General features: G+C 73.1%; 22 protein-coding genes and 1 pseudogene. 12 read left to right on the top strand and 11 right to left on the bottom strand.

All coding sequences use genetic code 11. The annotated features are described in order from the left end of the window. The first annotated feature begins 380 nt into the window (after nucleotides 1-380). A complete protein-coding gene (locus ACWDBB_RS19565) occupies nucleotides 381-2,117 on the top strand; it encodes a carbohydrate-binding module family 20 domain-containing protein (protein ID WP_449790788.1) in 1,737 nt (578 codons plus the stop codon). A gap of 84 nt (nucleotides 2,118-2,201) precedes the next feature. On the opposite strand, the gene ACWDBB_RS19560 is transcribed toward ACWDBB_RS19565, so the two are convergent. After that, nucleotides 2,202-2,957: an SDR family oxidoreductase gene (locus ACWDBB_RS19560; RefSeq protein ID WP_449790787.1), complete on the bottom strand. Its 756-nt coding sequence runs from the start codon at nucleotides 2,955-2,957 to the stop codon at nucleotides 2,202-2,204. A 434-nt stretch (nucleotides 2,958-3,391) separates the two neighbouring features. Here ACWDBB_RS19560 and ACWDBB_RS19555 point away from each other — a divergent pair, with 434 nt between their 5' ends. From ACWDBB_RS19555 to ACWDBB_RS19545, 3 genes are all read left to right on the top strand, one after another. Next, nucleotides 3,392-4,450: an alpha/beta hydrolase gene (locus ACWDBB_RS19555; protein WP_449790786.1), complete on the top strand. Its 1,059-nt coding sequence runs from the start codon at nucleotides 3,392-3,394 to the stop codon at nucleotides 4,448-4,450. Nucleotides 4,451-4,727: 277 nt separating this feature from the next. Continuing rightward, nucleotides 4,728-5,588, top strand: coding sequence for a hemerythrin domain-containing protein (locus tag ACWDBB_RS19550; RefSeq protein WP_449790785.1), 861 nt, complete (start codon nucleotides 4,728-4,730; stop codon nucleotides 5,586-5,588). A gap of 238 nt (nucleotides 5,589-5,826) precedes the next feature. Further along, a complete protein-coding gene (locus tag ACWDBB_RS19545; protein ID WP_449790784.1) occupies nucleotides 5,827-6,264 on the top strand; it encodes a hypothetical protein in 438 nt (145 codons plus the stop codon). A 50-nt stretch (nucleotides 6,265-6,314) separates the two neighbouring features. Here ACWDBB_RS19545 and ACWDBB_RS19540 read toward each other — a convergent pair whose 3' ends face one another. Continuing rightward, a complete protein-coding gene (locus tag ACWDBB_RS19540; protein WP_449790783.1) occupies nucleotides 6,315-6,908 on the bottom strand; it encodes a DUF6891 domain-containing protein in 594 nt (197 codons plus the stop codon). 127 nt (nucleotides 6,909-7,035) lie between these two features. Here ACWDBB_RS19540 and ACWDBB_RS19535 point away from each other — a divergent pair. Further along, a pseudogene (locus ACWDBB_RS19535) lies at nucleotides 7,036-7,491 on the top strand (DUF1152 domain-containing protein); the annotation flags it as partial. Between the two features lie 45 nt (nucleotides 7,492-7,536). Here ACWDBB_RS19535 and ACWDBB_RS19530 read toward each other — a convergent pair. Both ACWDBB_RS19530 and ACWDBB_RS19525 read right to left on the bottom strand, forming a co-directional pair. Beyond that, nucleotides 7,537-8,100 (bottom strand): FHA domain-containing protein, encoded by a 564-nt coding sequence (locus ACWDBB_RS19530; protein ID WP_449790782.1) that lies wholly within the window; start codon nucleotides 8,098-8,100, stop codon nucleotides 7,537-7,539. Between the two features lie 207 nt (nucleotides 8,101-8,307). Continuing rightward, nucleotides 8,308-8,856, bottom strand: a complete 549-nt coding sequence (locus tag ACWDBB_RS19525) for a DUF1697 domain-containing protein (protein WP_449790781.1) — start codon at nucleotides 8,854-8,856, stop codon at nucleotides 8,308-8,310. 135 nt (nucleotides 8,857-8,991) lie between these two features. On the opposite strand from ACWDBB_RS19525, the gene ACWDBB_RS19520 reads away from it, so the two are divergent. After that, nucleotides 8,992-9,462: a pyridoxamine 5'-phosphate oxidase family protein gene (locus ACWDBB_RS19520; protein ID WP_449790780.1), complete on the top strand. Its 471-nt coding sequence runs from the start codon at nucleotides 8,992-8,994 to the stop codon at nucleotides 9,460-9,462. Between the two features lie 26 nt (nucleotides 9,463-9,488). Here ACWDBB_RS19520 and ACWDBB_RS19515 read toward each other — a convergent pair whose 3' ends face one another. Beyond that, a complete protein-coding gene (locus ACWDBB_RS19515) occupies nucleotides 9,489-9,845 on the bottom strand; it encodes an arsenate reductase family protein (RefSeq protein ID WP_449790779.1) in 357 nt (118 codons plus the stop codon). Nucleotides 9,846-10,036: 191 nt separating this feature from the next. Here ACWDBB_RS19515 and ACWDBB_RS19510 point away from each other — a divergent pair, with 191 nt between their 5' ends. The 5 genes from ACWDBB_RS19510 to ACWDBB_RS19490 all read left to right on the top strand — a co-directional run bounded on the left by ACWDBB_RS19510 (nucleotide 10,037) and on the right by ACWDBB_RS19490 (nucleotide 15,975). Further along, complete coding sequence (locus ACWDBB_RS19510) at nucleotides 10,037-11,254, top strand: cytochrome P450 (protein ID WP_449790778.1); 1,218 nt, start codon at nucleotides 10,037-10,039, stop codon at nucleotides 11,252-11,254. Between the two features lie 178 nt (nucleotides 11,255-11,432). Further along, nucleotides 11,433-12,530, top strand: coding sequence for a PP2C family protein-serine/threonine phosphatase (locus tag ACWDBB_RS19505; RefSeq protein ID WP_449790777.1), 1,098 nt, complete (start codon nucleotides 11,433-11,435; stop codon nucleotides 12,528-12,530). Nucleotides 12,531-12,756: 226 nt separating this feature from the next. Then, nucleotides 12,757-14,046, top strand: a complete 1,290-nt coding sequence (locus ACWDBB_RS19500) for a diacylglycerol/lipid kinase family protein (protein WP_449790776.1) — start codon at nucleotides 12,757-12,759, stop codon at nucleotides 14,044-14,046. Beyond that, nucleotides 14,039-14,632, top strand: a complete 594-nt coding sequence (locus tag ACWDBB_RS19495) for a phosphatase PAP2 family protein (protein WP_449790775.1) — start codon at nucleotides 14,039-14,041, stop codon at nucleotides 14,630-14,632. Before ACWDBB_RS19500 ends, ACWDBB_RS19495 begins: the two co-directional genes overlap by 8 nt. Before the next feature lie 89 nt (nucleotides 14,633-14,721). Then, nucleotides 14,722-15,975, top strand: coding sequence for an acyltransferase family protein (locus ACWDBB_RS19490; RefSeq protein ID WP_449790774.1), 1,254 nt, complete (start codon nucleotides 14,722-14,724; stop codon nucleotides 15,973-15,975). Nucleotides 15,976-16,074: 99 nt separating this feature from the next. Here ACWDBB_RS19490 and glnA read toward each other — a convergent pair whose 3' ends face one another. Further along, a complete protein-coding gene (gene glnA, locus ACWDBB_RS19485) occupies nucleotides 16,075-17,487 on the bottom strand; it encodes a type I glutamate--ammonia ligase (protein WP_449790773.1) in 1,413 nt (470 codons plus the stop codon). 286 nt (nucleotides 17,488-17,773) lie between these two features. Here glnA and ACWDBB_RS19480 point away from each other — a divergent pair, with 286 nt between their 5' ends. Next, nucleotides 17,774-18,241 carry an RDD family protein gene (locus ACWDBB_RS19480; RefSeq protein ID WP_449790772.1) on the top strand — a complete coding sequence of 156 codons (468 nt, stop codon included), beginning with the start codon at nucleotides 17,774-17,776 and terminating at the stop codon, nucleotides 18,239-18,241. 111 nt (nucleotides 18,242-18,352) lie between these two features. On the opposite strand, the gene ACWDBB_RS19475 is transcribed toward ACWDBB_RS19480, so the two are convergent. The 5 genes from ACWDBB_RS19475 to ACWDBB_RS19455 all read right to left on the bottom strand — a co-directional run bounded on the left by ACWDBB_RS19475 (nucleotide 18,353) and on the right by ACWDBB_RS19455 (nucleotide 23,526). Beyond that, nucleotides 18,353-19,051: a DUF4191 domain-containing protein gene (locus ACWDBB_RS19475; protein WP_449790793.1), complete on the bottom strand. Its 699-nt coding sequence runs from the start codon at nucleotides 19,049-19,051 to the stop codon at nucleotides 18,353-18,355. Between the two features lie 129 nt (nucleotides 19,052-19,180). Then, the gene (locus ACWDBB_RS19470; protein WP_449790771.1) at nucleotides 19,181-19,432 is read right to left on the bottom strand and encodes a hypothetical protein; all 252 of its coding nucleotides are present in this window, start codon (nucleotides 19,430-19,432) and stop codon (nucleotides 19,181-19,183) included. Nucleotides 19,433-19,577: 145 nt separating this feature from the next. Next, a complete protein-coding gene (gene lipA, locus ACWDBB_RS19465; protein ID WP_360349931.1) occupies nucleotides 19,578-20,531 on the bottom strand; it encodes a lipoyl synthase in 954 nt (317 codons plus the stop codon). Nucleotides 20,532-20,693: 162 nt separating this feature from the next. Beyond that, the gene (gene lipB, locus ACWDBB_RS19460) at nucleotides 20,694-21,464 is read right to left on the bottom strand and encodes a lipoyl(octanoyl) transferase LipB (protein WP_449790792.1); all 771 of its coding nucleotides are present in this window, start codon (nucleotides 21,462-21,464) and stop codon (nucleotides 20,694-20,696) included. Between the two features lie 151 nt (nucleotides 21,465-21,615). Further along, entirely contained in the window at nucleotides 21,616-23,526 is a 1,911-nt protein-coding gene (locus ACWDBB_RS19455; protein ID WP_449790770.1) for a helix-turn-helix domain-containing protein, read from the bottom strand.

Below are 23,526 nucleotides of genomic sequence, written 5' to 3'. Positions count from 1 at the left end.
GCCAGACGGTCACGGTGAAGTTCGCCGGGACCGAGGACGCCTCGCTCCAGACCAGCTTCGTGATCGACGACACCTCCGTCCAGACCGGCTGAGCCCGGACCGGCTCCTGACGGGCCGGTGAACCAGGACAGGTGAGGGGCCCGGTGGCTACGGCTGCCGGGCCCTTGTCGTGCCGGGGTGTCGTCGGACCGGGGTCCTGTCGTGCCGGGGGCCCTTGTCGTGCGGGGTTCGTCGGACCAGGGGCCCCGTCGTGCCGGGGTCTTGACGGTCCCTCCGGGCGCCTCTAGGTTCAGCGCTGCAAGTTTCCGGCAAGTTACAGAAAACCCCTGCAGACTTCGCCCCCTTCGGCTGCCCCACCCCAGCCACCCTCAGGAGACGACGTGGTCACCACCGCCCCCGCCCGCCGGCCCGCCCGCGCGGCCGGTGCGCTCGCCGCCTCGGCGGCGCTCGCGCTCTCGCTCGGCACCGCCCTCGGCGCCCCCGCCGCCCAGGCCGCCCCGCCCGCCGGCAACGGCAAGGACGTCACCGCCACCCTCTTCGAGTGGCGCTTCGACTCCGTGGCCCAGGCCTGCACCTCCACCCTCGGACCCAAGGGCTACGGCTTCGTCGAGGTCTCCCCGCCGCAGGAGCACATCCAGGGCGCGCAGTGGTGGACCTCCTACCAGCCGGTCAGCTACAAGATCGCCGGGCGGCTCGGCGACCGCACGTCCTTCAAGAACATGGTCGCCACCTGCCACGCGGCCGGCGTCAAGGTGATCGCCGACGCGGTGGTCAACCACATGTCGGCGGGCTCCGGCACGGGCACCGGCGGCACCGCGTACACCAAGTACAACTACCCGGGCACGTACCAGAACCAGGACTTCCACACCTGCCGCCAGCCGATCACCGACTACCAGGACCGCGGCAACGTCCAGAACTGCGAGCTGGAGGGCCTCTCCGACCTCGACACCGCCAGCACGTACGTCCAGACCACCATCGCGCACTACCTGGACGACCTGGCCTCGCTCGGGGTCGACGGCTACCGGATCGACGCCGCCAAGCACATCGCCGCCGCCGACCTCGCCGCGATCAAGGCCAAGATGGCCAACCCCAAGGCCTACTGGGTCCAGGAGGTCATCTACGGCGCCGGCGAGCCGGTCCAGCCCACCGAGTACACCGGCACCGGCGACGTGGACGAGTTCCGGGTCGGCATGGACCTCAAGCGGATGTTCACCGCCGACAAGCTCGCCAACCTCAGCGGCTGGGGCGCCTCCTGGGGCTACCTGCCGAGCGGCCAGGCGCGCGGCTTCGTCGACAACTGGGACACCGAGCGCAACGGCTCCACCCTCAACTACACCTACGGCAACACCTACACGCTGGCCAACGTCTTCCTGCTGGCCTCGCCGTACGGCGCCCCCAACGTCTACTCCGGCTACTCCTTCACCAACAAGGACGACGGCCCGCCGAACGGCGGCACCGTCAACGCCTGCTACCAGGACGGCTGGAACTGCACCCACGCCTGGCGGCAGGTCGCCAACATGGTCGGCTTCCGCAACGCGGTGGCGGGCACCGGGGTGACCGACTGGTGGTCCAACGGCAACAACGCGATCGCCTTCGGCCGCGGCAACAGGGGCTACGTGGCGATCAACCACGAGAGCGGCGCGATCACCCGGACCTTCCAGACCGGGCTGCCGGCCGGCACCTACTGCGACGTCCAGCACGGCGACCCGCAGGCGGGCGGCGGCTGCACCGGGCCGACGTACCAGGTGGGCGCCAACGGGCAGTTCACCGCGACGGTCGGCGCGGGCGACGCGGTCGCGCTGTACGTCCAGCCCGGCGCGAGCGTCTCCGCCGCCTCGTTCAACGTCAACGCGACCACCTCGCCCGGGCAGAACATCTACGTGGTCGGCGACGCGGCGGCGCTCGGCGCCTGGGACCCGGCGAAGGCGCTGCCGCTCTCCTCGGCCGGCTACCCGCTCTGGTCGCTGGCGCTGTCGCTGCCGGCCGGCACGTCCTTCCAGTACAAGTACGTCCGCAAGGACGCGAGCGGCGCGGTGACCTGGGAGTCCGGCGCCAACCGGACGGCGACGGTGCCCTCGGGCGGGACGGTCACGCTGAACGACACCTGGCGGCCGTGAGGCCCGGCCTCCGGGGATCCCCTCGCCGCCGCCGCTCCCGGGGCGGGTGGCGGCGACGACGGGCGGGGGCGACGGAGCCGTCCGTCACCCCCGCCCGATGTACGGCATGGCCGTCGCCATCACGGTGGCGAACTGCACGTTGGCCTCCAGCGGCAGCCCGGCCATGTGCCGTACGGTGCGCGCCACGTCGGCGACGTCCATGGTCGGCTCGGGGGCGATCCGGCCGTCCGCCTGCCGCGCGCCCGAGCCCATCGCGGCGGTCATGTCGGTCGCCGCGTTGCCGATGTCGATCTGACCGCAGGCGATCCGGTACGGGCGGCCGTCCAGCGACAGCGACTTGGTCAGACCGGTGACGGCGTGCTTGGTCGCGGTGTAGGCGATCGAGTGCGGGCGCGGGACGTGCGCGGAGATCGAGCCGTTGTTGATGATCCGGCCGCCCTGCGGGTCCTGTGCCCTCATCTGCCGGAACGCGGCCCGGGCGCAGAGGAAGGCGCCGGTCAGGTTGAGGTCGACCACCGCCCGCCAGTCCTCGACCGCCAGCTCCTCCACCGGGACGGCCGGGCCGAAGGCGCCGGCGTTGTTGAACAGCAGGTCCACCCGGCCGTGGCGCCCGGCGGCCGCGGCGAACAGCGCGTCCACCGCGGCCGGGTCGGTGACGTCGGTCGGCACCACGTCGGCCGGGGCGGCGCAGAGCCCGGCGGTCTCCCGCAGCGGCCCGGGCCGCCGGCCGGCCAGCACCGTCCGCCAGCCGGCAGCGGCCAGTTCGACGGCCACCGCCCGGCCGACGCCGCTCCCGGCTCCGGTGACGACGGCGATCCGCGGGTTCGCGGCACCCTTCATGGCACCCTCCTCGATGGCAGTTCCCGGTCGGTCCCGGGGCCTCGCTCGCCGGCGTGCCCCGGGCCCGTGTCGGGCGTGTCCTGTGGATCCTCGCGGACCGCAGGGCTGTCCGTCACCGGGCAAAACCCTCGAAATCCGGACGGCCCGGCGGGGGCCGGACGGGCCACCCCCGCCGTCCGGCCCCCGCCGGTCGGGGGGCCGGTGAGGGTCTTTACCCGATCGCGAACAAACATTGGATTTCCGGTGGCGACCTCGCAACCGGGCCGCCCCGGCCTACGTCATAAGATCGCAGGAAGGCGCACCCCCGCGAGGGGCGGCGCGCCATCGCTCCGGGGGACGTGCCATCGCTGTGCCCCCGGGTCTGTCCGGCCCCACCGGGGGGCCGCCGCCCGGCCAGACGGACCGGGCGCGACATCGGTCGGAGAGTCCTCACCGTGCTTAGGCAGTCGTCCCGTTCCCGCGCCGTCCTGTCCGGCGCCGCCGTGCTCGCCCTGGCCGCCTCGCTCGCGGCCTGCGGGAGTTCCGGCGGTGGGAAGGGGGGCGGCGCCGCGGCGAACGCCACCCCGGCCGGCGGCAGCAGCTCGGCCGGCAGCCCGAGCGCCGTCGGCACCGGCCCGGCCACGACCGGCAGCGCGACCCCGACCGCCGCCGGCAAGGTGCTGATGCCCACCGGGCCCGCCGCCGCTCTCAACAAGGTCCGGGACACCTCCGCCGGCCCGATCATGATGACCAAGGTGACCGGCGCGAAGTCCGGCGTCACCGGGCAGGTCTGGGTCTGGCTGCCGCCCGAGTACAACGACCCCAAGTTCGCCAAGACCGGCTTCCCCGTGCTCACCCTGTTCGCAGGCGGCCAGAGCAACGGCTACAACACCTGGACCGACAACCAGCTGCCGATCCAGGAGGAGAACGAGCGCCTGGTCAAGGAGGGCAAGTCCCACCCGTTCATCATGGTCATGCCGGTGCAGAACTTCAACGGCGACGAGAAGAACGCGCTGGACTGCTCCGACATACCGGGCCAGCCCAAGATGGGCACCTGGATGGCCGAGGACATCCCGGACTTCGTCCGCGCCAACTTCCGCACCGTGAAGGGCCGTGACGGCTGGGGCGTGATGGGCGCCTCCACCGGCGGCTTCTGCAGCGCCAAGCTCGCCCTCCAGTACCCGCAGGTCTACAAGGCCGCGGTGCCGATCGACGGCTACTTCATCCCGGACTCGGGGCTGTGGAAGGGCCACGACGCCGAGCGCGCGGCCAACAACCCGGACGTGCTGGTCGCCCAGGGCAAGGCCGATGTGAGCATGCTGGTCACCGCGGGCGGCGCCAACCCGTACGAGACCAAGGTGGTCAAGAGCTGGGTGGCCAAGGCGGTCGCGCCGGTGAAGATCGAGTACTACGAGCAGCCCGGTGGCAAGCACCTGACCTCGGACTTCAAGAAGATGATCCCGGACACCCTGGTCTGGCTCACCGCCCACCTGGCGCCGCCGGAGTCCGACTGAGGCCCCGGCTCCCACCCGTTCGCACCTGCCGCCGCCGGTGCCGGGGCGCATTCGGCGCTCCCGGTGCCGGCGGTCCTGCTTTCCGGTGGACTCCCCGTCTCCCACTTTCCCGCTGTCCCCCGCTGTTTTCCGTCGGGGCCGAGGCTCGTCCACAGGCCCGTGACCTGCGCGTCAATCGGACATTGATTCGCTTCTGATCGACTGCCAGCACCTTGGCTGGGGCGGTCCTCCACCGGCCGCCACCACCCGCCGTGCCCCAAGCCGTGAAGAGAGTGCCATGCCGATCCACCTGGTGCCCCAGCCCGTCCCCACCGTGCCCGCGCAGGGCCAGTCCGGAGCCGTCCCCCTGGGTGCGGACGCGTACGGACGGGCCGCCGACGCGGAACCGGCCACCCTGCGGTTCGCCGGGCTGCGCCTGGTGCATGCCGCACTGCGCCGGGACCTCGCCCGGCTGCCCAACGCGCTGCGACTGCTCCAGCCCGACGAGGACGACAAGGGCGAGGCGCTGCTGCGGCACTGGAACTTCGTCACCGCGATGCTCACCTGCCACCACGAGCAGCAGGACACCCGGCTCTGGCCGATCGTGCGCCGCTTCGCGCCCGAGCTGCGACTGCTGCTCAACTGGCTGGAGGACGACCACCACAACCTGGACCACTCCTTCACCCGGGTCACCACGCTGGTGCGGATAGCCAGCCGGGACACCGGCAGCGCCTGGCCGGTCGCGTACGCGATGGAGGACCTGGCCGCCCGGCTGGAGACCCACCTGCGGATCGAGGAGCGGCAACTGCTGCCCCGGATGGAGCGGGTGGTCGCCGAGGGCTCCCGACTCGGCGGGCTGGGCGAGCTGCTGGACCTGCTGCGCCTGGCCGACGGCCCGGGCGTCGCGGACGCGCTGGTCTGGTTGCTGGAGGGTGTGGAGCCCGTGCTGGTCGAGCGGCTGCTGGCCGAGTGCGACGACGACGTGGCCCGCAGCTGGCCGCACTGGCACGCGACCTACCAGCGCTGCACCTCGCCGCTGTGGGGGCCGGCGGACGGTCCGGTCGGCAGCGTCGTGGGGGTCAGCGGCGTCGCGGCGGTCGGCGGCGTCGGAAGTGTCGGGAGCGTCGGGAGCATCGGACTGGGGAGCGTCACCGACTGACCCGGGGAACTTTCGCCGGCCGTTGATCTACGCGCGTGGCACGAGCCTCCAGCACAGGCCTCCGGCATGTGCCAGAAGGCGTCGGGAATCGGGTGAAACCTCAACTCCCCACGTCCCCTAGGGGATTCGCCCCATCGCCCTCGGGGTCCAGGCGCCCCGGATGCTCCGGGCCGTGCCAGGGAAGGCGTCACGCCGGCGGTCGATGGCAGGCCGCGCCCGCCGCCCTACCGTCGACGGCATGACCACAGCTCGCAGCACCCCCGACCCGCACCACCCCCGCTCCCGGACAGGCTTCCGGGCCCACTTCGGGACTCGGTCCCGCGCCCGCTCCCGGCGCGGCCCCGTGTTCCTCGCCGCCGGCGCCGTCCTGGTGCTCGGCGCCGGACTGACCGCCTGCGAGGGCGGCGTGGCCCTCTGCCTGGACGACCACAAGTGCACCGTCGGCATCAAGACCGACAAGGCCGAGGGCACCAAGACCGTCAAGGTCTTCGGCGGCGACAACCCGATGGAGATGACCGTCGGCCACGTCACCGACGACTCGGCCGAGGTGACCATCGGCGACCGGAAGAAGACCGCCGCCATGGACTCCGAGACCTCCGTCAACAGCGTCAGGATCACCCTGCGCAAGGCGAACAAGGCCGACCACTACGCCGAGTTGCACGTCGAGCGGGACTGACCCCGGCCTCGACCGCAGGCTCCCGACACCGGCGAAGCGCTCCCCGGCGCCTACTCCGGCAGGCGGTTGAGCCACTCCAGCGGGGCGACCCGGATCGCCGTGTGCGGCGAGCCGTCCCACTCCACCGGAAGCCCGACCGCCTCCAGCGCGGCGACCACCGCCCGCCCGACCTCCAGCGTCCGGCACTCCGAGGCCGCGGTGCTCTCCTCCTCGGCGCGGAAGCCGCCGTAACGCAGCATCAGCCCCCGCCCGGCGGCCGCCGCCTCGGTGTCCTGCTGGTGGAAGAAGACGAAGCCGACCGAGTCCGCCGCGGCCTCACCGCCGATCTCCGCGTAGCCGCAGCCCGCGCAGCAGGTGAAGTCCATCGCCGCGACGATGCCCTGGTCCTCCAGCGCGTCGAAGGCGTCCGCCAGTCGGTCCACCTCGGTGGTCTCCGGCCAGGCCGCCTGCTCGGCCAGCCGCTCGGTCCACAGCGGAGCGACGATCCGCTCCGCCTCCTCCTGCGTCAGCCCCTGGTCGTCGAGGTCATCGACCAGGGACTCGGCTATCTCGTCCGGCTCCTGGAAGCCGCACCGGATCAACTCGCGGGCCCGCTCCTGGGCGTCGCGCAGCACGTCGGGGGTGAGAACCGTCTCCTCGGTCATGTCCGCATCCTCGCACCCGCCACTGACAATCCGAGGGCGGCGGGCGCGGTCGCCCTGCTGCCGTCCGCCGGTGACTTCTCTGCTGCAACCGCCGCTGATCACCCGGCTGCTGGCCGCCGAGCGCGTCCTGGTCGCCTGCCTCGGCTTCGGCATCGACGCCTACCACGGGGTCAACCACTCCCTGGTGCTGGAGAACCTCGCCGCGATCGACCGGGCCGGCGGCTACCTCGGCGCCTTCTCCATTCCGCGCGACAGCCGGGAGGGGGCGCTCTACCTGGACGCCGTCGAGCACGCCCGGGCCGCCTTCCCGGAGCACCCCAGCATCGTCAACGGCTCGGTGGCGGCCGCGCTGCGCGGCGAGTTCGGGGACGTCCGCTTCACCGACCGGACCAAGGGCGAGCAGCTCTTCGTCAATCCGCTGATGACGCTCTACTTCGGCGTCACGGTCGAGGCGCTGGCCGCCGAGCACCGGTACCTGGACCGGCTGGAGCGCACCGTGGTGACCCGCCAGATCGCCACCGTCATCGCGGAGTTCCAGGACGAGCTGCCCCGGCAGCGGCCGCCCCGGCAGTTCCCGCACTGACGCGGGGGCGGCGGGGCCCGTCCGGACCACGGGTCGGCGGGCCGGTCAGAACGCGGCGAGCCGGAACTCCAGGTTCCCGAACCGGACCTGGTCGCCCGGGCGGACCCGTACGCCACCCGCTATCCGGCGCCCGTTCACGTGGGTGCCGTTGGTCGAGCCGAGGTCGTACAGCACCCAGCCGCCCTGCTCGTGCCGCAGCTCCGCGTGGTTTCTGGACACCGAGGCGTCGTGCAGCCGCAGCCCCGAGCCCGGGAGCCGGCCGATCGTCAACTGCCCTGCCCCGGCCTGGGGCAGGCTCAGCCCGGGCAGCCGCTCGGTACGCCAGGCCCGGCCCATCCGGTCGCCGAAGGCGGACACCCGCCCGACCGTGCGCAGCACGAAGCGCTCGACCGGTCCGCCGGTCGGCAGCCCGGCCACCGCCGCGTCCAACTCGCCGCGGCTGGTGGCCTGCAGGACGATGTCCATCCGGCCGAGGAAGGTGTCGTGCGAGAGCCGCCCGCTGCCCGCGCCGTCCCGCAGCACCCCGAGTGCCTGCTCCCGCTCGGCGTCGGAGGGGCGGACCGCGCCGGTCGGCCCGCCCGCGCCGGTGGGGAGTTCAGGAGGCGTCATGGCCGAATTCTCGGCGCGGCCGACTCCGGCTGTCCAGATCGCGCGGTGCCCGGGCGCGGGGTTCGTACGTCACGGCAGTCCAGACGCCCTTTCCCGCCGGGCGGTTCCGCGCGCTCGGGGCGTGCGGCCGGCTCCGCTCCCGGTGCCGTACGGCCGGTTCCCGGATGCCGTGCCGTGCCGGCCGGTTCGGGGCGGCCGTACGGGCCGTCAGCCCTTGCGGGCGGCGGCCAGGATCTTCTCGGTGGTGTGCAGGAAACGGGAGGTGACCGCGCCCCGGTAGGCCTTGCCGAACATGTCCTTGGTGACCCACTTGCCGTTCTGGAGGTGGATCACGACGTACGCGGTTCCCGGATCGGCGCCGAGCACCTCGACGTCGCCCTTCGGCGAGCGGTGGGGGAGGGCGAGGTCGGCCGGCAGCGGCTCGGAGAGGAAGGCGACGACCAGCCGGACGTCCGGCGTCACCTCGACGCCCCGGAACGGCTCGGCGGCGAGCAGGCCGGCCACCTCGTCCACCGTCCGCAGCAGCACCGGCACCGGGTACCCGAGCGCCTCCTCCAGGTGCGCCTCGATCCGTCCGGTCAGCGCCGCGCGGTCCTGCTCGTCGGTGGTGAAGAAGACGTTGCCGCTCTGGATGTAGGAGCGGACGCCGCCCAGCCCGAGGTCGGAGAAGAGCGCCCGCAGCCGCTCCATCCGCACCGTCCGTCCGGCGACGTTGATGGCGCGCAGGAAGGCGATGTACGTGGTTGTGGTGGTCACCCCGCCAGTCTGGCACCGGCCACCGACAACGGTCCGGCGCCCCCGGTCCGTCCGCTCCTGCCCGCTCTCTCCCCGCGCGCCCGTCCGGGCGGTCCGCGGACGGCGGCCGTCGGTGCCGGGTGCCAGACTGGCGCCATGGCTACCTGGCAGGATTTCGAGCACGAGGCTCCCGATCTGGCGCCGCTGGTCCGGGCCCGGTTCGAGGCGAACAAGCACCACGTCCTGGCGACGCTGCGCAAGGACGGATCGCCCCGGGTGAGCGGAACGGAGGTCGACTTCGTCGGCGCCGACCTGTGGATCGGGTCGATGTACGGCGCGGTCAAGGCGCGTGACCTCCGGCGCGACGCCCGTTTCGCGCTGCACGCGCACCCGGGGGACGAGACCATGGCCGGCGGGGACTCCAAGGTGTCCGGCCGAGCGGTGGAGGTCGCCGACGAGACCGAACTCGCCGCCTTCGCCGCCGATCTGCCCGAGCCGCCGCCCACCCCGTTCCACGCGTTCCGGCTGGAGCTCGACCAGGTGGTGCACACCACCGTGGAGGGCGACCACCTGCTCGTCCACAACTGGCACCCGGGCCGGCCGGTGGAGCGGATCCAGCGCCACTGACCGACGCCGGTCCGCCGGCAACCGCCCTACGGCAGGACGGACTTGAGGGCCTCGGGGGTGCGGGCCACGACGGCGTGACCGTCGTCCGCGGTGATGATCGGGCGCTGGATCAGGATCGGGTGCTCGGCCATCGCCGCGATCCAGCGGTCCCGCTCACCCGCTTCCCGGGGCCAGTCCTTCATCCCCAGGTCCTTGGCGGCCTGCTCGTCGGTGCGGGTGATGTCCCATGGCTCCAGGCCCAGGCGCTCCAGCACCCGCACCAGCTCGGCCGCGGTCGGCGGCTCCTCCAGGTAGCGCCGCACGGTGTACTCGACCCCGGCGCGGTCCAGCTCGCCGAGCGCGGTCCGACACTTGCCGCATCGCGGGTTGATCCAGATCTCCATGCCGGCCACCCTATCGAGCCGCCCGCGCCCGTCCCGCCGCGCACGCCGCCCGCGCCCGGCCCGTCCCGCCCGCGTCCGGCGGCCGCGGCGCGCCCCACCCGTCGTGCACGAGCCGAGCCGTGCGGGAACTTCACTGCGTCCACCGGAGGTTGACCATGCGGGAAGCCTGATCTCGTGGAGGGGAGCACCGGATGGACGGCGCGGCGATCATCGAGCAGCTGATGACCACGGAGGGCACGGCCGACCCGTACCCGCTGTACGCCAGGGCCCGCGAGCTGGGGCCGGTGGCCCCGATCGGGAACGGCATGTTCATGGTGAGCGGCTACGCCGCGGCCAACAAGGTGCTGCGCATGCCCGCCTTCGGCGTTGCGACCGCCGAGATGCTGGCCGGCCTCACCCCCGGCTACACGGAGCACTCCTCGCTGGTCCTGTTCGGCCGCTCGATCCTCCAGCGCAACGCCCCCGACCAGCCCCGGGTCCGCTCGCTGATCGCCTCGGTGTTCACCGCCCGCAGGGTCGCCGCGCTGCGCCCGGCCGTGGAGGCGGCGGTCGACCGGCTGCTGGACGAGATGGCCGAGCAGGGCGCCGACGGCTCGCCGGTGGACTTCATGGACGCCTTCGCCTTCCGGCTGCCGGTCGGGGTGATCTGCGAGCTGCTCGGCGTGCCCGAGCAGGACCGCTACCGCTTCCGCGGCCTCGCCTCCGACCTGACCGTCGCCCTGGAGTTCGTCCAGGACCTGGACGAGCTGACCGACGCCGACAAGGCCGCCGACGAGCTGACCCGCTACTTCACCGAGCTGGCCGCCGAGCGCCTGGCCCGTCCGCAGGACGACCTGGTCACCGACCTGGCCAGGGTAGCGGCCGCCGACGACGAGCGGCTCTCCGCCGAGGAACTGCTGGCCAACCTGGTGCTGCTGCTGGTGGCAGGCTTCGAGACCACCACCAACCTGCTCGGCAACGGCCTGAACCTGCTGTTCCACCACCCCGAGGTGGTCGCCGGGCTGCGCAGCGGCGGGATCACCCCGGCCGGCTTCACCGACGAGGTGCTGCGCTTCGACGCGCCGGTCCAGGTCACCGGCCGGGTCGCGCTGGGCGAGGGCCTGGCCATCGAGGGCATGCCGATCCCGCCCGGCCACGGGGTGACCCTGCTGATCGGCTCGGCCCACCACGACCCGGCCCGGTACGAGCGCCCCGAGGTGTTCGACCCGACCCGCACCGACAGCCAGCCGCTCAGCTTCGGTGGCGGCGCCCACTTCTGCCTGGGCTCCCAGCTGGCCCGGCTGGAGGCCGAGGTCGCGGTGCCCGCGCTGCTCGACCGCTTCCCCCGGCTCGCCCCCGGCGGCGTCCCCACCCGGCGCGACCGCCTGGTGCTGCGCGGCTTCGAGACCCTGCCGGTGACCGTCCGCTGAGGGGCCGCCGAGGGTTCGCCGACCAGCGGCCGCCGGGCCGGGGAATGAGCTCCTCCGGCCCCGGCGGGCGGGACGTTCGGCCGTTCGTGGCGCTGCCGTTCGTGGGAGATCATGGGGGATGAAAGCGGCCAATCCGGACCGATCACCCGGAACGGCCACCTGCCAGGAGGTCCCCACCGTGCCCACAGCACTCCGCCCGCCGCGCCCCGCGGCGCCGCAGCCCGAGGTGCCGCGGTGGGTGCCCTGGTTGCCGGCGATCCTGCTGGTGCTGGACCTGATCGCCGAGGCCGTCGTCCCGCAGGCCGTCGCCGCCGGCTTCCTGCTGACCGCGCTGCCCGTGGTGGCCGCGTTCAGCTACGGTCCGGTGCTGACCGCCGTCACCACGGTCGGCTCGCTGGCGCTCCAGCTCCTCCTGGCACTGCGCATGGACCACATCTCCGAGCAGCACCACGTCTGGGTCTACATCACCACCCTGATCTCCGGCGTCATGGGCACCGCGCTGTCCTGGCAGCGCACCCGGCAGAACCGCAACCTGATCCAGGCCCGCACGGTCGCCGAGACCCTGCAGCGCACCGTGCTGCGCCCGGTGCCCGAGCGGACCGGCGGGCTGCGGCTGTCCGGCCTCTACCGCCCGGCCCAGGCCGACGTGCTGGTCGGCGGCGACCTGTACGAGGTGTGCGACACCCGCTTCGGCGTACGGGTGCTGCTCGGCGACGTCCGCGGCAAGGGCCTGGGCGCCGTCCGCACCGTCGCCGACGTCCTCGGCGCGTTCCGGGCGGCCGCGTACGACACCCCCGGGCTGGTCGAACTGGCCGACCAGCTGGACCGCGCGGTGCTGCGCGACGCCGCCGACCGCGGCGACGACGAGCTGTTCGTCACCGCCGTCCTGCTCCAGTACCGGCCCGGCTCGGACTGCGTGGAGATCGTCAACCGCGGCCACACCAGGCCGCTGCTCCTCGGCGGAGGCGGCATATCCCCGGTGTCCTGCGCCGACGAGCTCCCGCTCGGCCTCGGCCACCTCGGCCCCGCCGACGAGCGCAGCAAGGCGATCGCCGTCGCGCTGCCGCCTGGCCACACCGTCCTGCTCTACACCGACGGCGTCAGCGAGGCCCGCGACACCACCGGCGCCTTCTATCCGCTGGCCCCCCGCCTCGCCGCCCTCGGCAGCACCGCCCCCGACCGGGTGGTCTCCTTCCTGGCCCAGGACGTCCACCGCTACGCCGGCCTCCTCGCCGACGACCTCGCCGTCCTCGCCCTCACCCCGGACGCCCCGTAGGCGAGGCCTCTCCCCGTTCCGCTCCCCGTCACCCGGACGGGTCCGCCGGGATGCCCCCTGGCGCGGGAGTGCGCAGGCTGCTGGCAACCACCGGGCCCGGCCGGGCCCCGAGGGCGCGGCACGGGAGGACGAGATCGACGGGACACGGACGGCGGACACCGGCGGGGGAGCCGGCGCGCGGCTGCTGGCGCGCGTCGCCCTGCTGGCGGCGGCGGGGGCAGTCGGCATGCTGCTGTTCGCACTGGGGGAGGGCGGACTGCTGGTGGTCGCCGCGGGGCTGCTCGGACTGGTCGTCTGGGCCGCCGGCATCTGGTGGTTCCTGGCCTACCGGGGAGCGGTCCGGGTGTTCGGGCTGCTCGTCGCGATCGCGGCACCGGTCGCGGTGCTGGTGCTCTTCGCCCACCACCGGCTGTGGCTGACCGCCCTGGCCCTCGTCCTGTGCTGGGGAGTCGCGCTGGCCCTCGCCCGCGCGGCACTGCGCAGGGCCGCTCCGGAGCCGCCGATGCAGGCGGTTGCCGCGCCCCGGCCGCAGCGGCCGGTCCTGATCATGAACCCGAAGTCCGGCGGCGGGAAGGTCGGCCGCTTCGGACTGGTCGAGCGGGCGGAGGAACTCGGCGCCCGGGTGGTCCTGTTCGACCGCACCGCCCCCACCGATCCCGCCGCGCTCGCCCGTACGGCCGTGGCCGAGGGCGCGGACCTGCTCGGCGTTGCGGGCGGCGACGGCAGCCTGGCGCCGGTCGCGGCCGTCGCCGCCGAGCACGACCTGCCGTTCCTGGTGCTCCCCGCCGGCACCCGCAACCACTTCGCCCTGGACCTCGGCCTCGACCGCACGGACCCGTCCCGCGCCCTGGACGCGCTGACCGACGGCGAGGAACTGCGGGTCGACCTCGGCGAGGTCTCGGGCCGGGCCTTCGTCAACACCGTCTCCTTCGGGGTGTACGCCGACATCGTGCAGCGCCCCGAGTACCGGGAGGACAAGATCGGAACGGTGCTGGCGCTGCTGCCCCAGCTGCTGGTCGGCGAGGGCGTGCCGCGCATCGACGTCCGGGCCGACGCCACCGTGCTCACCGGCGAGCAGGCGGTGCTGGTCAGCAACAACCCGTACGGCTCGACCGAGGGCCTCGGCATCGGCGACCGCCGCCCCCGGCTCGACGGCGGCGAACTCGGCGTGCTCGGCATCCGGGTGGAGGGCGCGGCCGAGGCCGCGGACGTGGTCGTGCGCGGCGGCCGCTCCACCGGGCTGAGAGCGCTGACCGCCCGGCGGGTCGAGGCGACCGCGGACGGGGACGAGATCCCGGTGGCGGTCGACGGCGAGGCGCTGCGGATGCCCGTACCGGTCGTGTGCACCCTGCGTCCGCGGGTGCTGCGGGTCCTGGTGCCGCGCGACCGCCCTGGCGTCCCCGCCTCCGCGCCACCCGTGAACTGGCACCGGCTGGCCGACCTCGCGCTCGGCCGCGGCCTCCCCGGCACCCACGGCCACTCCGATCCGACCATCGAGGGGCCGACCCGTGACTGATCCGAAGCACCACGCCGCCCCGCCCGCCCCGCAGGCCGTGCTCACCGACCTGCGGACGCTCGACGGAGCCGTCTACGCGGCCGTCGCCGGCGCCCCCACCCCGGCCCTGGACTCCGCGCTGCGCCGCCTCTCCCGGGCCGCCGACCACTCGAAGATCTCGCTGGCCGTCGCCGCGCTCCTCGCCCTTGTCCCCGGCCGCCCGCGGCAGGCCGCGGTGGCCGGGGTCGGCGCGGTGGCGCTGGCCTCGGTGACGGCGAACCTGGTCGGCAAGCAGCTGGTCCGCCGCCCCCGGCCCGACCGGGAGCAGGCCAAGGTGGTGGTCGGCCGGCAGGTGCCGATGCCCGAGTCGGCCTCCTTCCCGTCCGGTCACATGGCTTCGGCGACGGCCTTCGCCACCGCGGTCGGCGTGCTGCTGCCGCCGATGGCGGTCCCGCTCGGCGCGGTGGCGGCCGCGGTCGGCTACTCCCGGGTCCACACCGGCGTGCACTACCCGGGCGACGTCGCGGCGGGCGCGCTGCTCGGCTTCGCCGCCGCCGTGGCCTCCCTGGCCGTCGTCCGGTCCCTGCCGCCGAGCCTCCCGGCGTGAGCCGTCGGCGCCCCCGTCCGACCTCCGCCCCGCCCCGTGGGCAATCCGGCCGTACCGGGCACGGGAACGTCTGTGCGCTATCTTCTGCCGTGACCATTTTCCCCCGGCAACGATCAGGTTCCTCGGGCCGCCGCGAGTCCGCGAAGGGCAGCCGGCTCGCCGTCCTGGACGGACTGCGCATCCTGGCCGCACTGATGGTGGTCTTCCACCACTACGTCGGCTACGGCGGAGGCGGCTCGGCCACGGACAGTGCCTGGGGCCAGCCGGTGGAGCAGGTGTTCCACCGCGCCTCCTTCCTCGGCGCCTATCTGTGGACCGGCGTCTGCCTGTTCTTCGTGATCAGCGGCTTCGTGATCTGCATGAGCAGCTGGGGCCGCCCGGTGGGCGACTTCGTCCGTTCCCGGGTCATCCGGCTCTACCCCGCGTACTGGTTCGCCGTCCTGCTCACCACCGCGGTCGTCACGATGTGGCCGCTCGTTCGCCAGCCGCTTCCCCCGGAGCAGGTGCTCGCCAATCTGACGATGTTCCAGGAGGGCCTGGGCATCAAGCACGTCGACGCCGTCTACTGGACGCTCTGGATCGAGCTGCGCTTCTACCTGCTCTTCGCCATCGTGGTCTGGCGGGGCGTGACCTACCGGCGGATCGTGGCCTTCTGCTCGATCTGGACGGTCGCCGGCATCGTCTCGGAGAGCACCAAGTCGCCGGTCCTGGAGTTCTTCGCGATGTCGCAGGTCTCCTCGTTCTTCGTCGCCGGCCTCGCGCTCTACCTGGTCCACCGGTACGGTCCCAACCTGATGCTCTTCGGCATCGTCGGGATCAGCTGGATCGTCTCGGTCCTCTACACTCTCCAGCACCAGGTGAACGTGAGCCGCTTCCTCGGCCGCGTCGACCTGCCGACCTGGCCCGCCGTCCTGCTGACCAGCCTCTCCTACCTCGTCATGATCGGGGTCGCCCTGGGCTGGGGCTCCCGGATCCGGTGGCGCTGGCTGACCTTCGCCGGAGCCCTCACCTACCCCCTCTACCTCCTCCACGAGACCATGGGCTGGACCGCCCTGCGCGCCCTCTACGACCACGGCACCAAGCCCTGGACGGCGGTCGCCATCGTCACCGCCGGCATGCTCGTCGCCTCCTGGCTGGCCCACCGGCTCATCGAGAGGCCCCTGGCACCCCGCCTCAAGGCCGGCATGACGAAGAGCATCGACCAACTCCGCGCCGCCGAACCCCTCCCGGAGCCCGCCACCCGGCCCCGCGGAATCCCGGAGACCGTCACCACCCCCTGGGCCACCGCCTTCACCCCCCGGGACGCCCACCCCCCACAGCAGCCCGCCCCCGACTCCCGCTGACCTCGTCCCACCCGCGCCGACGGCCACAGCACGCACCGGGCGGCCGGCCCGACCTCCGTCGGACCGGCCGCCCGGTACACCTGTCAGCCCCGCGGCTCCTTACAGGTCGTAGTACAGCTCGAACTCGTGCGGGTGGGGGCGCAGCGCGATCGGGGCGATCTCGTTGGTGCGCTTGTAGTCGATCCAGGTCTCGATGAGGTCCGGGGTGAAGACGTTGCCGGCGAGGAGGTACTCGTGGTCGGCTTCGAGGGCCTCCAGGACGGCGGGGAGGGAGGAGGGCACCTGGGGGACGTTGGCGTGCTCCTCGGGGGCCAGCTCGTAGAGGTCCTTGTCGACCGGCTCCAGGGGCTCGATCTTGTTGCGGATGCCGTCGAGGCCGGCCATCAGCATGGCGGCGAAGGCCAGGTAGGGGTTGGAGGCAGGGTCGGGGGCGCGGAACTCGATGCGCTTGGCCTTGGCGTTGGAGCCGGTGATCGGGATGCGGATCGCGGCGGAGCGGTTGCGCTGGGAGTAGACCAGGTTGACCGGCGCCTCGAAGCCGGGCACCAGGCGGTGGTAGGAGTTCACCGAGGGGTTGGTGAAGGCCAGCAGCGAGGGGGCGTGCCGCAGCAGGCCGCCGATGTAGTAGCGGGCGGTGTCGGAGAGCCCGGCGTAGCCCTGCTCGTCGTAGAAGAGCGGGGTGCCCTCGCTCCACAGGGACTGGTGGACGTGCATGCCCGAGCCGTTGTCGCCGAAGATCGGCTTCGGCATGAAGGTGGCGGTCTTGCCGTTCCGCCAGGCGACGTTCTTGATGATGTACTTGAACAGCATCAGGTCGTCGGCGGCGTGCAGCAGGGTGTTGAACCTGTAGTTGATCTCGGCCTGGCCGGCGGTGCCGACCTCGTGGTGCTGGCGCTCGACCTCCAGCCCGGCCTTGGCGAGTTCCAGCGACATCTCGGCGCGAAGGTCGGCGAAGTGGTCGACCGGCGGGACGGGGAAGTACCCGCCCTTGTACTTGACCTTGTAGCCGCGCACGTCGCCCTCGGCGGCGCCGCTGTTCCAGGCGCCGGCCTCCGAGTCGATGTGGTAGAAGGACGCGTTGGCGCTGGTCTCGAAGCGGACCGAGTCGAAGACGTAGAACTCGGCCTCGGGCCCGAAGTAGGCGGTGTCGGCGATGCCGGAGGAGGCGAGGTAGGCCTCGGCCTTCCTGGCGACGTTGCGCGGGTCGCGGCTGTACGCCTCGCCGGTGACCGGGTCCTGGATGAAGAAGTTGATGTTGAGGTGCTTCTCGGCCCGGAAGGGGTCGAGGCGGGCCGTGGCGAGGTCCGGGACCAGGGCCATGTCGGACTCGTGGATGGCCTGGAAGCCGCGGATCGACGAGCCGTCGAACATCAGGATCTCGGACGGGTCGAAGGTCGCCGCAGGTACGGAGAAGTGCTGCAAGACGCCCGGCAGGTCGCAGAATCGGACGTCGACGAACTTCACGTCGTTGTCCTGGATGAACTGCTTCACTTCGGCGGCGTTGTTGAACATCCATCCTCCTCGGCGTGCGAATTGGGCTCACCATAGGAATGGGCCGTTTCCATTCGGTGACCCGCTCGTTTCCTAGATGTTAACCACGCTCGCCGGGCGCGTGGCAAAGGCGTACGGGGCGGTACAAATCACCCCTCCCAGCTGGGCACCACTCCGTAAGTGGTCTGGACCACTCGGAAACTGCCTGGAAAGCTTCCGGAACGACGATTCACCCGGTCGGGGGTGATGCCCGGCGGGGAGGGGAGCCGGTGGCGGAGCGGGCCGTCAGCCCGGTTAGTGTGGATTCGTGGACACCAGAGAAGCGTTGGGATCGTGGATCGACGGCCCCCGGGCGGCCGCCGAGAAGATGGGCGCCGACTTCGGCTACCGCGGCGAACGCCTCGGGCTGCCCAAGGAGGGCTCCGGCTCGATCGCCGGCCCCGGCCGCCGGATCGGGGCCCTGTTCGTGGACGGCTGGCTGGTCTCCCTGATCGCGTACGGGCTGCTCGCCCGCGGCGACCAGGCCGAGGCCAACCTGTGGACCAGTCCGCTGTACTTCCTGGTCGTGTCGCTGCTGCTGTCCACCACCGGCACGACTGTCGGCAAGCGGCTGTTCGGCCTCCGGGTGGTCCGCCTGGACGGCCGCCGCGCGACCATCCCGCAGGTCCTGCTGCGCACCCTGCTGCTCTGCCTGGTGGTGCCGCCGCTGGTCTGGGACCGCGACACCCGCGGCCTGCACGACAAGGCGGTCGGCACCGTCGAGGTCCGGATCTAGCGCCCGGCGCCGTACGGGCCGCCACACGGCACGCCGTACGAACGCCGGAACGGCCCCGCCGCGGAGCTTCCGCGGCGGGGCCGTTCTCGTGTCGTCAGGGGAGGGGGAGGGTCAGCGGACCTGGCCGCCCTTGGGCATCCGGGCGCCCTTCGGCATCGGGCCCTTGGGGATCGGCGCCTTGGAGAGCAGGTCGCCCAGCGCGCGCAGGCGGTCGTTGGTCTCGGTGACCTGGGCGGCGGTGATGGCACGGGGCAGGCGCATCAGGTGGATCTGGAGCTTCTTCAGCGGGATCTCGCCCTCGCCGTTGCCCACCACGATGTCGTGCACCGGTACGTCGCCGACCACGCGGGCCATCTTCTTCTTCTCGGAGATCAGCAGCTGGCGGACCCGGTTCGGGTTGCCCTCGCCGATCAGCGCGATGCCGGCCCGGCCCACGGCGCGGTAGACCGCGTCCTGGTTGCGGGTGACCGCGACCGGGGTGGTGTTGGAGCTCCAGCCGCGCCGGATGTTGTTCAGCACCGCGGCGACGGCGCCCGGCTGCCCCTCCATCTGACCGAACGCGGCGCGCTCGGCCCGGCGCCCGAAGACGATCGCCATGGCCAGCACGGCCACGATGAAGCCCAGGATGCCCAGGTAGACGGGATGCTCGATCGCGAAGCCGATGGCGAGGAACACGCCGAAGGTCAGCAGGCCGACGCCGGCGATGATCAGGCCGATCTTGGTGTCGACCTTCTTGGTCATGGTGTACGCCAGACGGATCTGCTTCAGCCGCCCGGGGTTCTCGGATGTTTCCCTCGCCATAACGCTCATGGTACGTGGCACGGGTGCGGGATATCCAAGCCCGGGTACCCGTTCGCCCCAACCGTGACCCGCGCGCCCACACGCCGTCGCGCAGAGCGACGCCGGGGTGGGGACGGCGGTCCCGGCGGTGCCGGAGCGTTACTGCCGAACGGGTCGTTTCGGCACCGTCGTCGTCGCCGCGTGGTCGTGCCGGCGGTCCGCCGCGTGCCGGCGGTCCTCGCACACCGCCGCCCACGCGTTGCGGCGCGCGTGCCGCTGGCCGGGGGCCAGCAGGACGCTCTCGGCGAACCGCAGCGCCACCCTCACCGACCGGATCCGCATCCGCATGCCGAACAGCTCCTCCCGTGGCTGAGAAGAATCGAACGCCCACCAGGCGTCCAGCGTCCCCACCCTGTGTTACCAGTCCGTGACCAGTCCGTCAAAGCGTGGTGAAGGCGAAAGGGCGGAGCCGAAGCTCCGCCCTTCCCATGGCTCGAACCGGTCAGTGGACCGCGAGGCCGGCGTCAGCGCGCGGTTGACCGGCGTCAGCGTGCGGTCAGACCGCGGCCTGCTCGCGCCGCTCCAGCGCCTGCCGGTACAGCCGGCCGGCCCGGTACGAGGACCGCACCAGCGGGCCCGACATGACGCCCGCGAAGCCCAGCTCCTCGGCCTCCTCCTGGAGCTCGACGAACTCCTGCGGCTTCACCCAGCGCTCGACCGGGTGGTGGCGCAGCGAGGGGCGCAGGTACTGGGTGATGGTGATCAGCTCGCAGCCGGCGCCGACCAGGTCGGCCAGCGCCTGGCTGACCTCCTCGCGGGTCTCGCCCATGCCCAGGATCAGGTTGGACTTGGTGACCAGCCCGGCCGCGCGGGCCTGGGTGATGACGTCCAGCGAGCGCTCGTAGCGGAACGCCGGGCGGATCCGCTTGAAGATCCGCGGCACCGTCTCGACGTTGTGCGCGAGCACCTCGGGGCGGGAGGAGAAGACCTCGGCCAGCTGCTCGGGCACCGCGTTGAAGTCGGGGATGAGCAGCTCGACGCCGGTGCGGCCGGCCTCGCGGCCGGCGGTCATCGCGTGCACCTGGCGCACGGTCTCGGCGTACAGCCAGGCGCCGCCGTCCTCCAGGTCGTCGCGGGCGACGCCGGTGATGGTGGCGTAGTTGAGGTCCATGGTGACGATGGACTCGGCGACCCGGCGCGGCTCGTCGCGGTCGAACTCGGCGGGCTTGCCGGTGTCGATCTGGCAGAAGTCGCAGCGGCGGGTGCACTGGTCACCGCCGATGAGGAAGGTCGCCTCGCGGTCCTCCCAGCACTCGAAGATGTTGGGGCAGCCGGCCTCCTGGCAGACCGTGTGCAGCCCCTCCTTCTTCACCAGCGACTGGAGGGCGTTGTACTCCGGGCCCATCTTCGCGCGGGTCTTGATCCACTCGGGCTTCCGCTCGATGGGGGTCTCGCTGTTGCGGACCTCCAGGCGGAGCAGCTTCCTGCCGTCGGGCGCGACAGCGGACACGTGCGACTCCTAGAACTAGACGGGGTACCCCCAGGGTACGCCTGTGGTTGTACGGCCTTCGCCGGGCCTGCCGCCCTGCAATCGCAGGGCAACATGGCTACCGGCCGGTAGATTCCCGGTGGCCGCAGGGAATCCCGCCGGATCCCCGGCGGGGCGGAGGGTTCAGCGGCTGAGCGCCGGTTCCGGCAGCTCGGCGAGAACGGCCGCCAGGTGCCGTTCGACGACCGGCGCCGCCTCCGCGGCGCTCAGCCCGCGCTTCAGCTCGCCGCTGAGCGAGGCCACGCCCGCGTCCCGGATGCCGCACGGCACGATCTTGTCGAACCAGGTCATGTCCGGATCGCAGTTGAGCGCGAAGCCGTGCATCGTCACCCCGCGGGCGACCCGCACGCCGATCGCGGCGAGCTTGCGGTCGTCACCGCGCTGGCCGGCGTTGGAGGGCGCGTACTCGGGGCCCGCCAGCCGAGGGTCGATGCCCAGCGGCAGACCCATCCGCAGGGTCAGCTTGCCGATGTCCACCACCTGCGCCGGGTCCACCACGGCGTCAGGGATGGAATCGCCCAGCACCCAGACCCCGCTGCGGCCCTCGACCCGGGTGGAGTCGATGCCGAACTCCCCGGCGGTGCGGATCAGCGCCTCCTCCAGCCGGCGGACGTAGGCGATGACGTCGATCGGGTCGGGCAGCTTGACGATCGGGTAGCCGACCAGCTGGCCGGGGCCGTGCCAGGTGATCTCCCCGCCCCGGTTGACCTCGACGACCGGGGTGCCGTCCAGCGGCAGGTCGGCGGGGTTGGTGCGCTTGCCCATGGTGTACACCGACTGGTGCTCCAGGAGCAGGACGGTGTCGGGGATCTCGTCGGCGACCCGCAGGGCGTGCAGTCGCTGCTGCTCCTCCCAGGCCTCCTGGTAGGGCACGGTCCGCTCGCCGATGCCCATGTGAACAAAACGCACGTTCTCGCTCACCGCTACCGCTCCTTGCCAGGCGTTCGAGACCAACCTCGCCACTGTACGCCCCGCCCGCGAGGACCCCTCAGCCGCCCGCTGGCCGCCGCCGCGCCGTACCCGCTCCCCCGTTGCCCCCGCTCGGTCAACCCGCCGCGAGCAGTTGCAACCGCAGCGCGAGCTGCAGCTCGAGCGACCGCTCCGGCTGGTTCCAGTCCCGCCCGAGCAGCGCCTCGACCCGGTCCAGCCGCTGGACCACCGTGTTCACGTGGACGTGCAGCTCGTCCTTGGCCCTGGTCAGGCTGCCGCCGCAGTCGAAGTAGGCGCGCAGGGTGCGGACCAGCTCGGTGCCGCGCCGGGCGTCGTAGGCGAGCAGCGGGCCGAGCGTCGCACCGACGAAGCCGTCCACGTCGTGGCCGTCGCCGAGCAGCACACCGAGGAAGCCGAGCGCCCGGGCGGAGGCGCCCTCCCCGGCGCGGCCGAGCACCCGCAGCGCCCGCAGGCAGCGCAGGCCCTCGCCGTACGAGGCGGCCACCGCGGCCGGCCCGGCGGCCGGGCGGCCCGCGCCGACGGTGACCGGGAACCCGGCCAGCCGGGCCAGCCGCTCGGCGGCCCGCCGGGCGGTCTCCTCGGGGTCGGCGCCGCCGCCGGTCTCGACGGGCACCAGCAGCACCACCGTCTCGGCGTGCTCGGCGCTGACACCGCGGGAGCCGAAGAGGTAGCGCCGGGCCGCGCCGGCCAGCCGTCCCCGGTCGTCGTCCTTCCCGTCGGCCGGTTCCGCGACCAGCACCAGGTGCGGCCGGGCGAGGTCGACGCCGAGCCGGCGGCCGCGCGCGGTGAGCCCGGCCGGGTCGCGCTCGGGGGCGGTCAGCAGGTCGGTGAGCAGTTCGCCGCGGATCCGGTTCTCGGTCTCGGCGACCGAGCGGCGCAGCAGCAGGAGCAGCGCGGTGACCACGCTGGCCCGCTCGAACAGTCGCCGGTCGGCGTCGTCGAGGTCGGGCCGGCCGCGCAGCACCATGGTGCCGAGCGCGTCGTGCCCGGCCAGCACCGCGCAGACCCACTGCTCGCCGTGCCGTACGGACCGGCCCTCGGCGCGGGAGGCGGCGACCGCCTCCGCCAGTTCGGCGGCGGGTGCGGAGCGGCCGGCCAGCGGCTCGCCCTCGGCGTCCAGGACCGCTATCTCCCCGCCCAGCAGGGCGGCGACGGCGGCGGCGACGTCCGGCACCTCGGCGCCGCGCAGCACCAGGTCGGTGAGCCGGTCGTGCGCCTGCTCGGCGCGCTGCACGGCGGCGGAGTGGGCCCGGACCAGCTCGTTGGCGGCGTTCAGCTCGGCGAGCGCGGCACGGGTGTCGGCCAGCGACTTGGCGGTGTCCAGGGCGATCGCGGCGTGCGCGGCCAGCGAGCAGAGCAGCGCGACCTCGTCGGGGGAGAAGGCGCGCGGCGTGCGGTCGGCGGCGAACAGGACGCCGATGACCTGCCCGCCGATCAGCAGTGGTACCCCGATGATCGCCACCAGTCCCTCGTCCAGCACGCCCGCGTCGATCGTGCCGGTGTGGTGGAAGCGCTCGTCGTTGCGGTAGTCGGGGGTGGCGTACGGGCGGGCGGTCTGCGCGACCAGCCCGCCCAGGCCGTCGCCGAGGCTGAGCCGCAGGGTCTGGAACAGGACGGAGACCGAGCCGTCGGTGACCCGCATGTAGGTGTCGCCCGCCGCCTCGTCCGGCAGGGTCAGGTAGGCGGTGTCGGTGCCGAGCAGCATCCGGGCCCGGCGGACGATCGCCTGGAGCACCGAGTCCAGGTCCCGGGAGGCGGCGAGGTCTCCTGCGGTGTCGAACAGGGCGGTCAACTCGGCTTCGCGGCGCCGGTGTTGACGCAGGGTGCGGTGGACCCGCAGGGCCTGCCAGGTGGCGTCGTCGATCTCGGCGAGGACGGCGGCCGGCGCCCCGCGGCGGCGGGCGTCGGCCAGCACGTCGGCGAAGTCCTCGGTGGCGGCGCCGGAGGCGAGCAGGTCGAGCAGCCGCCGCAGCGCGGGCGCGGCGCTTTCGTGAGGGTGGTTCAT

The sequence above is a fragment of the Kitasatospora sp. NPDC001095 genome, from assembly GCF_053598615.1.
This window is presented reverse-complemented; position numbering and strand designations above follow the sequence as displayed.

Excerpts from the sequence above, each read along its gene's own strand:
- ACWDBB_RS19560 (WP_449790787.1), bottom strand. The coding sequence starts at position 2,957 with ATGAAGGGTGCCGCGAACCCGCGGATCGCCGTCGTCACCGGAGCCGGG.
- ACWDBB_RS19550 (WP_449790785.1), top strand. The coding sequence starts at position 4,728 with ATGCCGATCCACCTGGTGCCCCAGCCCGTCCCCACCGTGCCCGCGCAG.
- ACWDBB_RS19545 (WP_449790784.1), top strand. The coding sequence starts at position 5,827 with ATGACCACAGCTCGCAGCACCCCCGACCCGCACCACCCCCGCTCCCGG.
- ACWDBB_RS19540 (WP_449790783.1), bottom strand. The coding sequence starts at position 6,908 with ATGACCGAGGAGACGGTTCTCACCCCCGACGTGCTGCGCGACGCCCAG.
- ACWDBB_RS19530 (WP_449790782.1), bottom strand. The coding sequence starts at position 8,100 with ATGACGCCTCCTGAACTCCCCACCGGCGCGGGCGGGCCGACCGGCGCG.
- ACWDBB_RS19520 (WP_449790780.1), top strand. The coding sequence starts at position 8,992 with ATGGCTACCTGGCAGGATTTCGAGCACGAGGCTCCCGATCTGGCGCCG.
- ACWDBB_RS19515 (WP_449790779.1), bottom strand. The coding sequence starts at position 9,845 with ATGGAGATCTGGATCAACCCGCGATGCGGCAAGTGTCGGACCGCGCTC.
- ACWDBB_RS19510 (WP_449790778.1), top strand. The coding sequence starts at position 10,037 with ATGGACGGCGCGGCGATCATCGAGCAGCTGATGACCACGGAGGGCACG.
- ACWDBB_RS19500 (WP_449790776.1), top strand. The coding sequence starts at position 12,757 with ATGCTGCTGTTCGCACTGGGGGAGGGCGGACTGCTGGTGGTCGCCGCG.
- glnA (WP_449790773.1), bottom strand. The coding sequence starts at position 17,487 with ATGTTCAACAACGCCGCCGAAGTGAAGCAGTTCATCCAGGACAACGAC.
- ACWDBB_RS19475 (WP_449790793.1), bottom strand. The coding sequence starts at position 19,051 with ATGAGCGTTATGGCGAGGGAAACATCCGAGAACCCCGGGCGGCTGAAG.
- lipB (WP_449790792.1), bottom strand. The coding sequence starts at position 21,464 with ATGGGCATCGGCGAGCGGACCGTGCCCTACCAGGAGGCCTGGGAGGAG.
- ACWDBB_RS19455 (WP_449790770.1), bottom strand. The coding sequence starts at position 23,526 with ATGAACCACCCTCACGAAAGCGCCGCGCCCGCGCTGCGGCGGCTGCTC.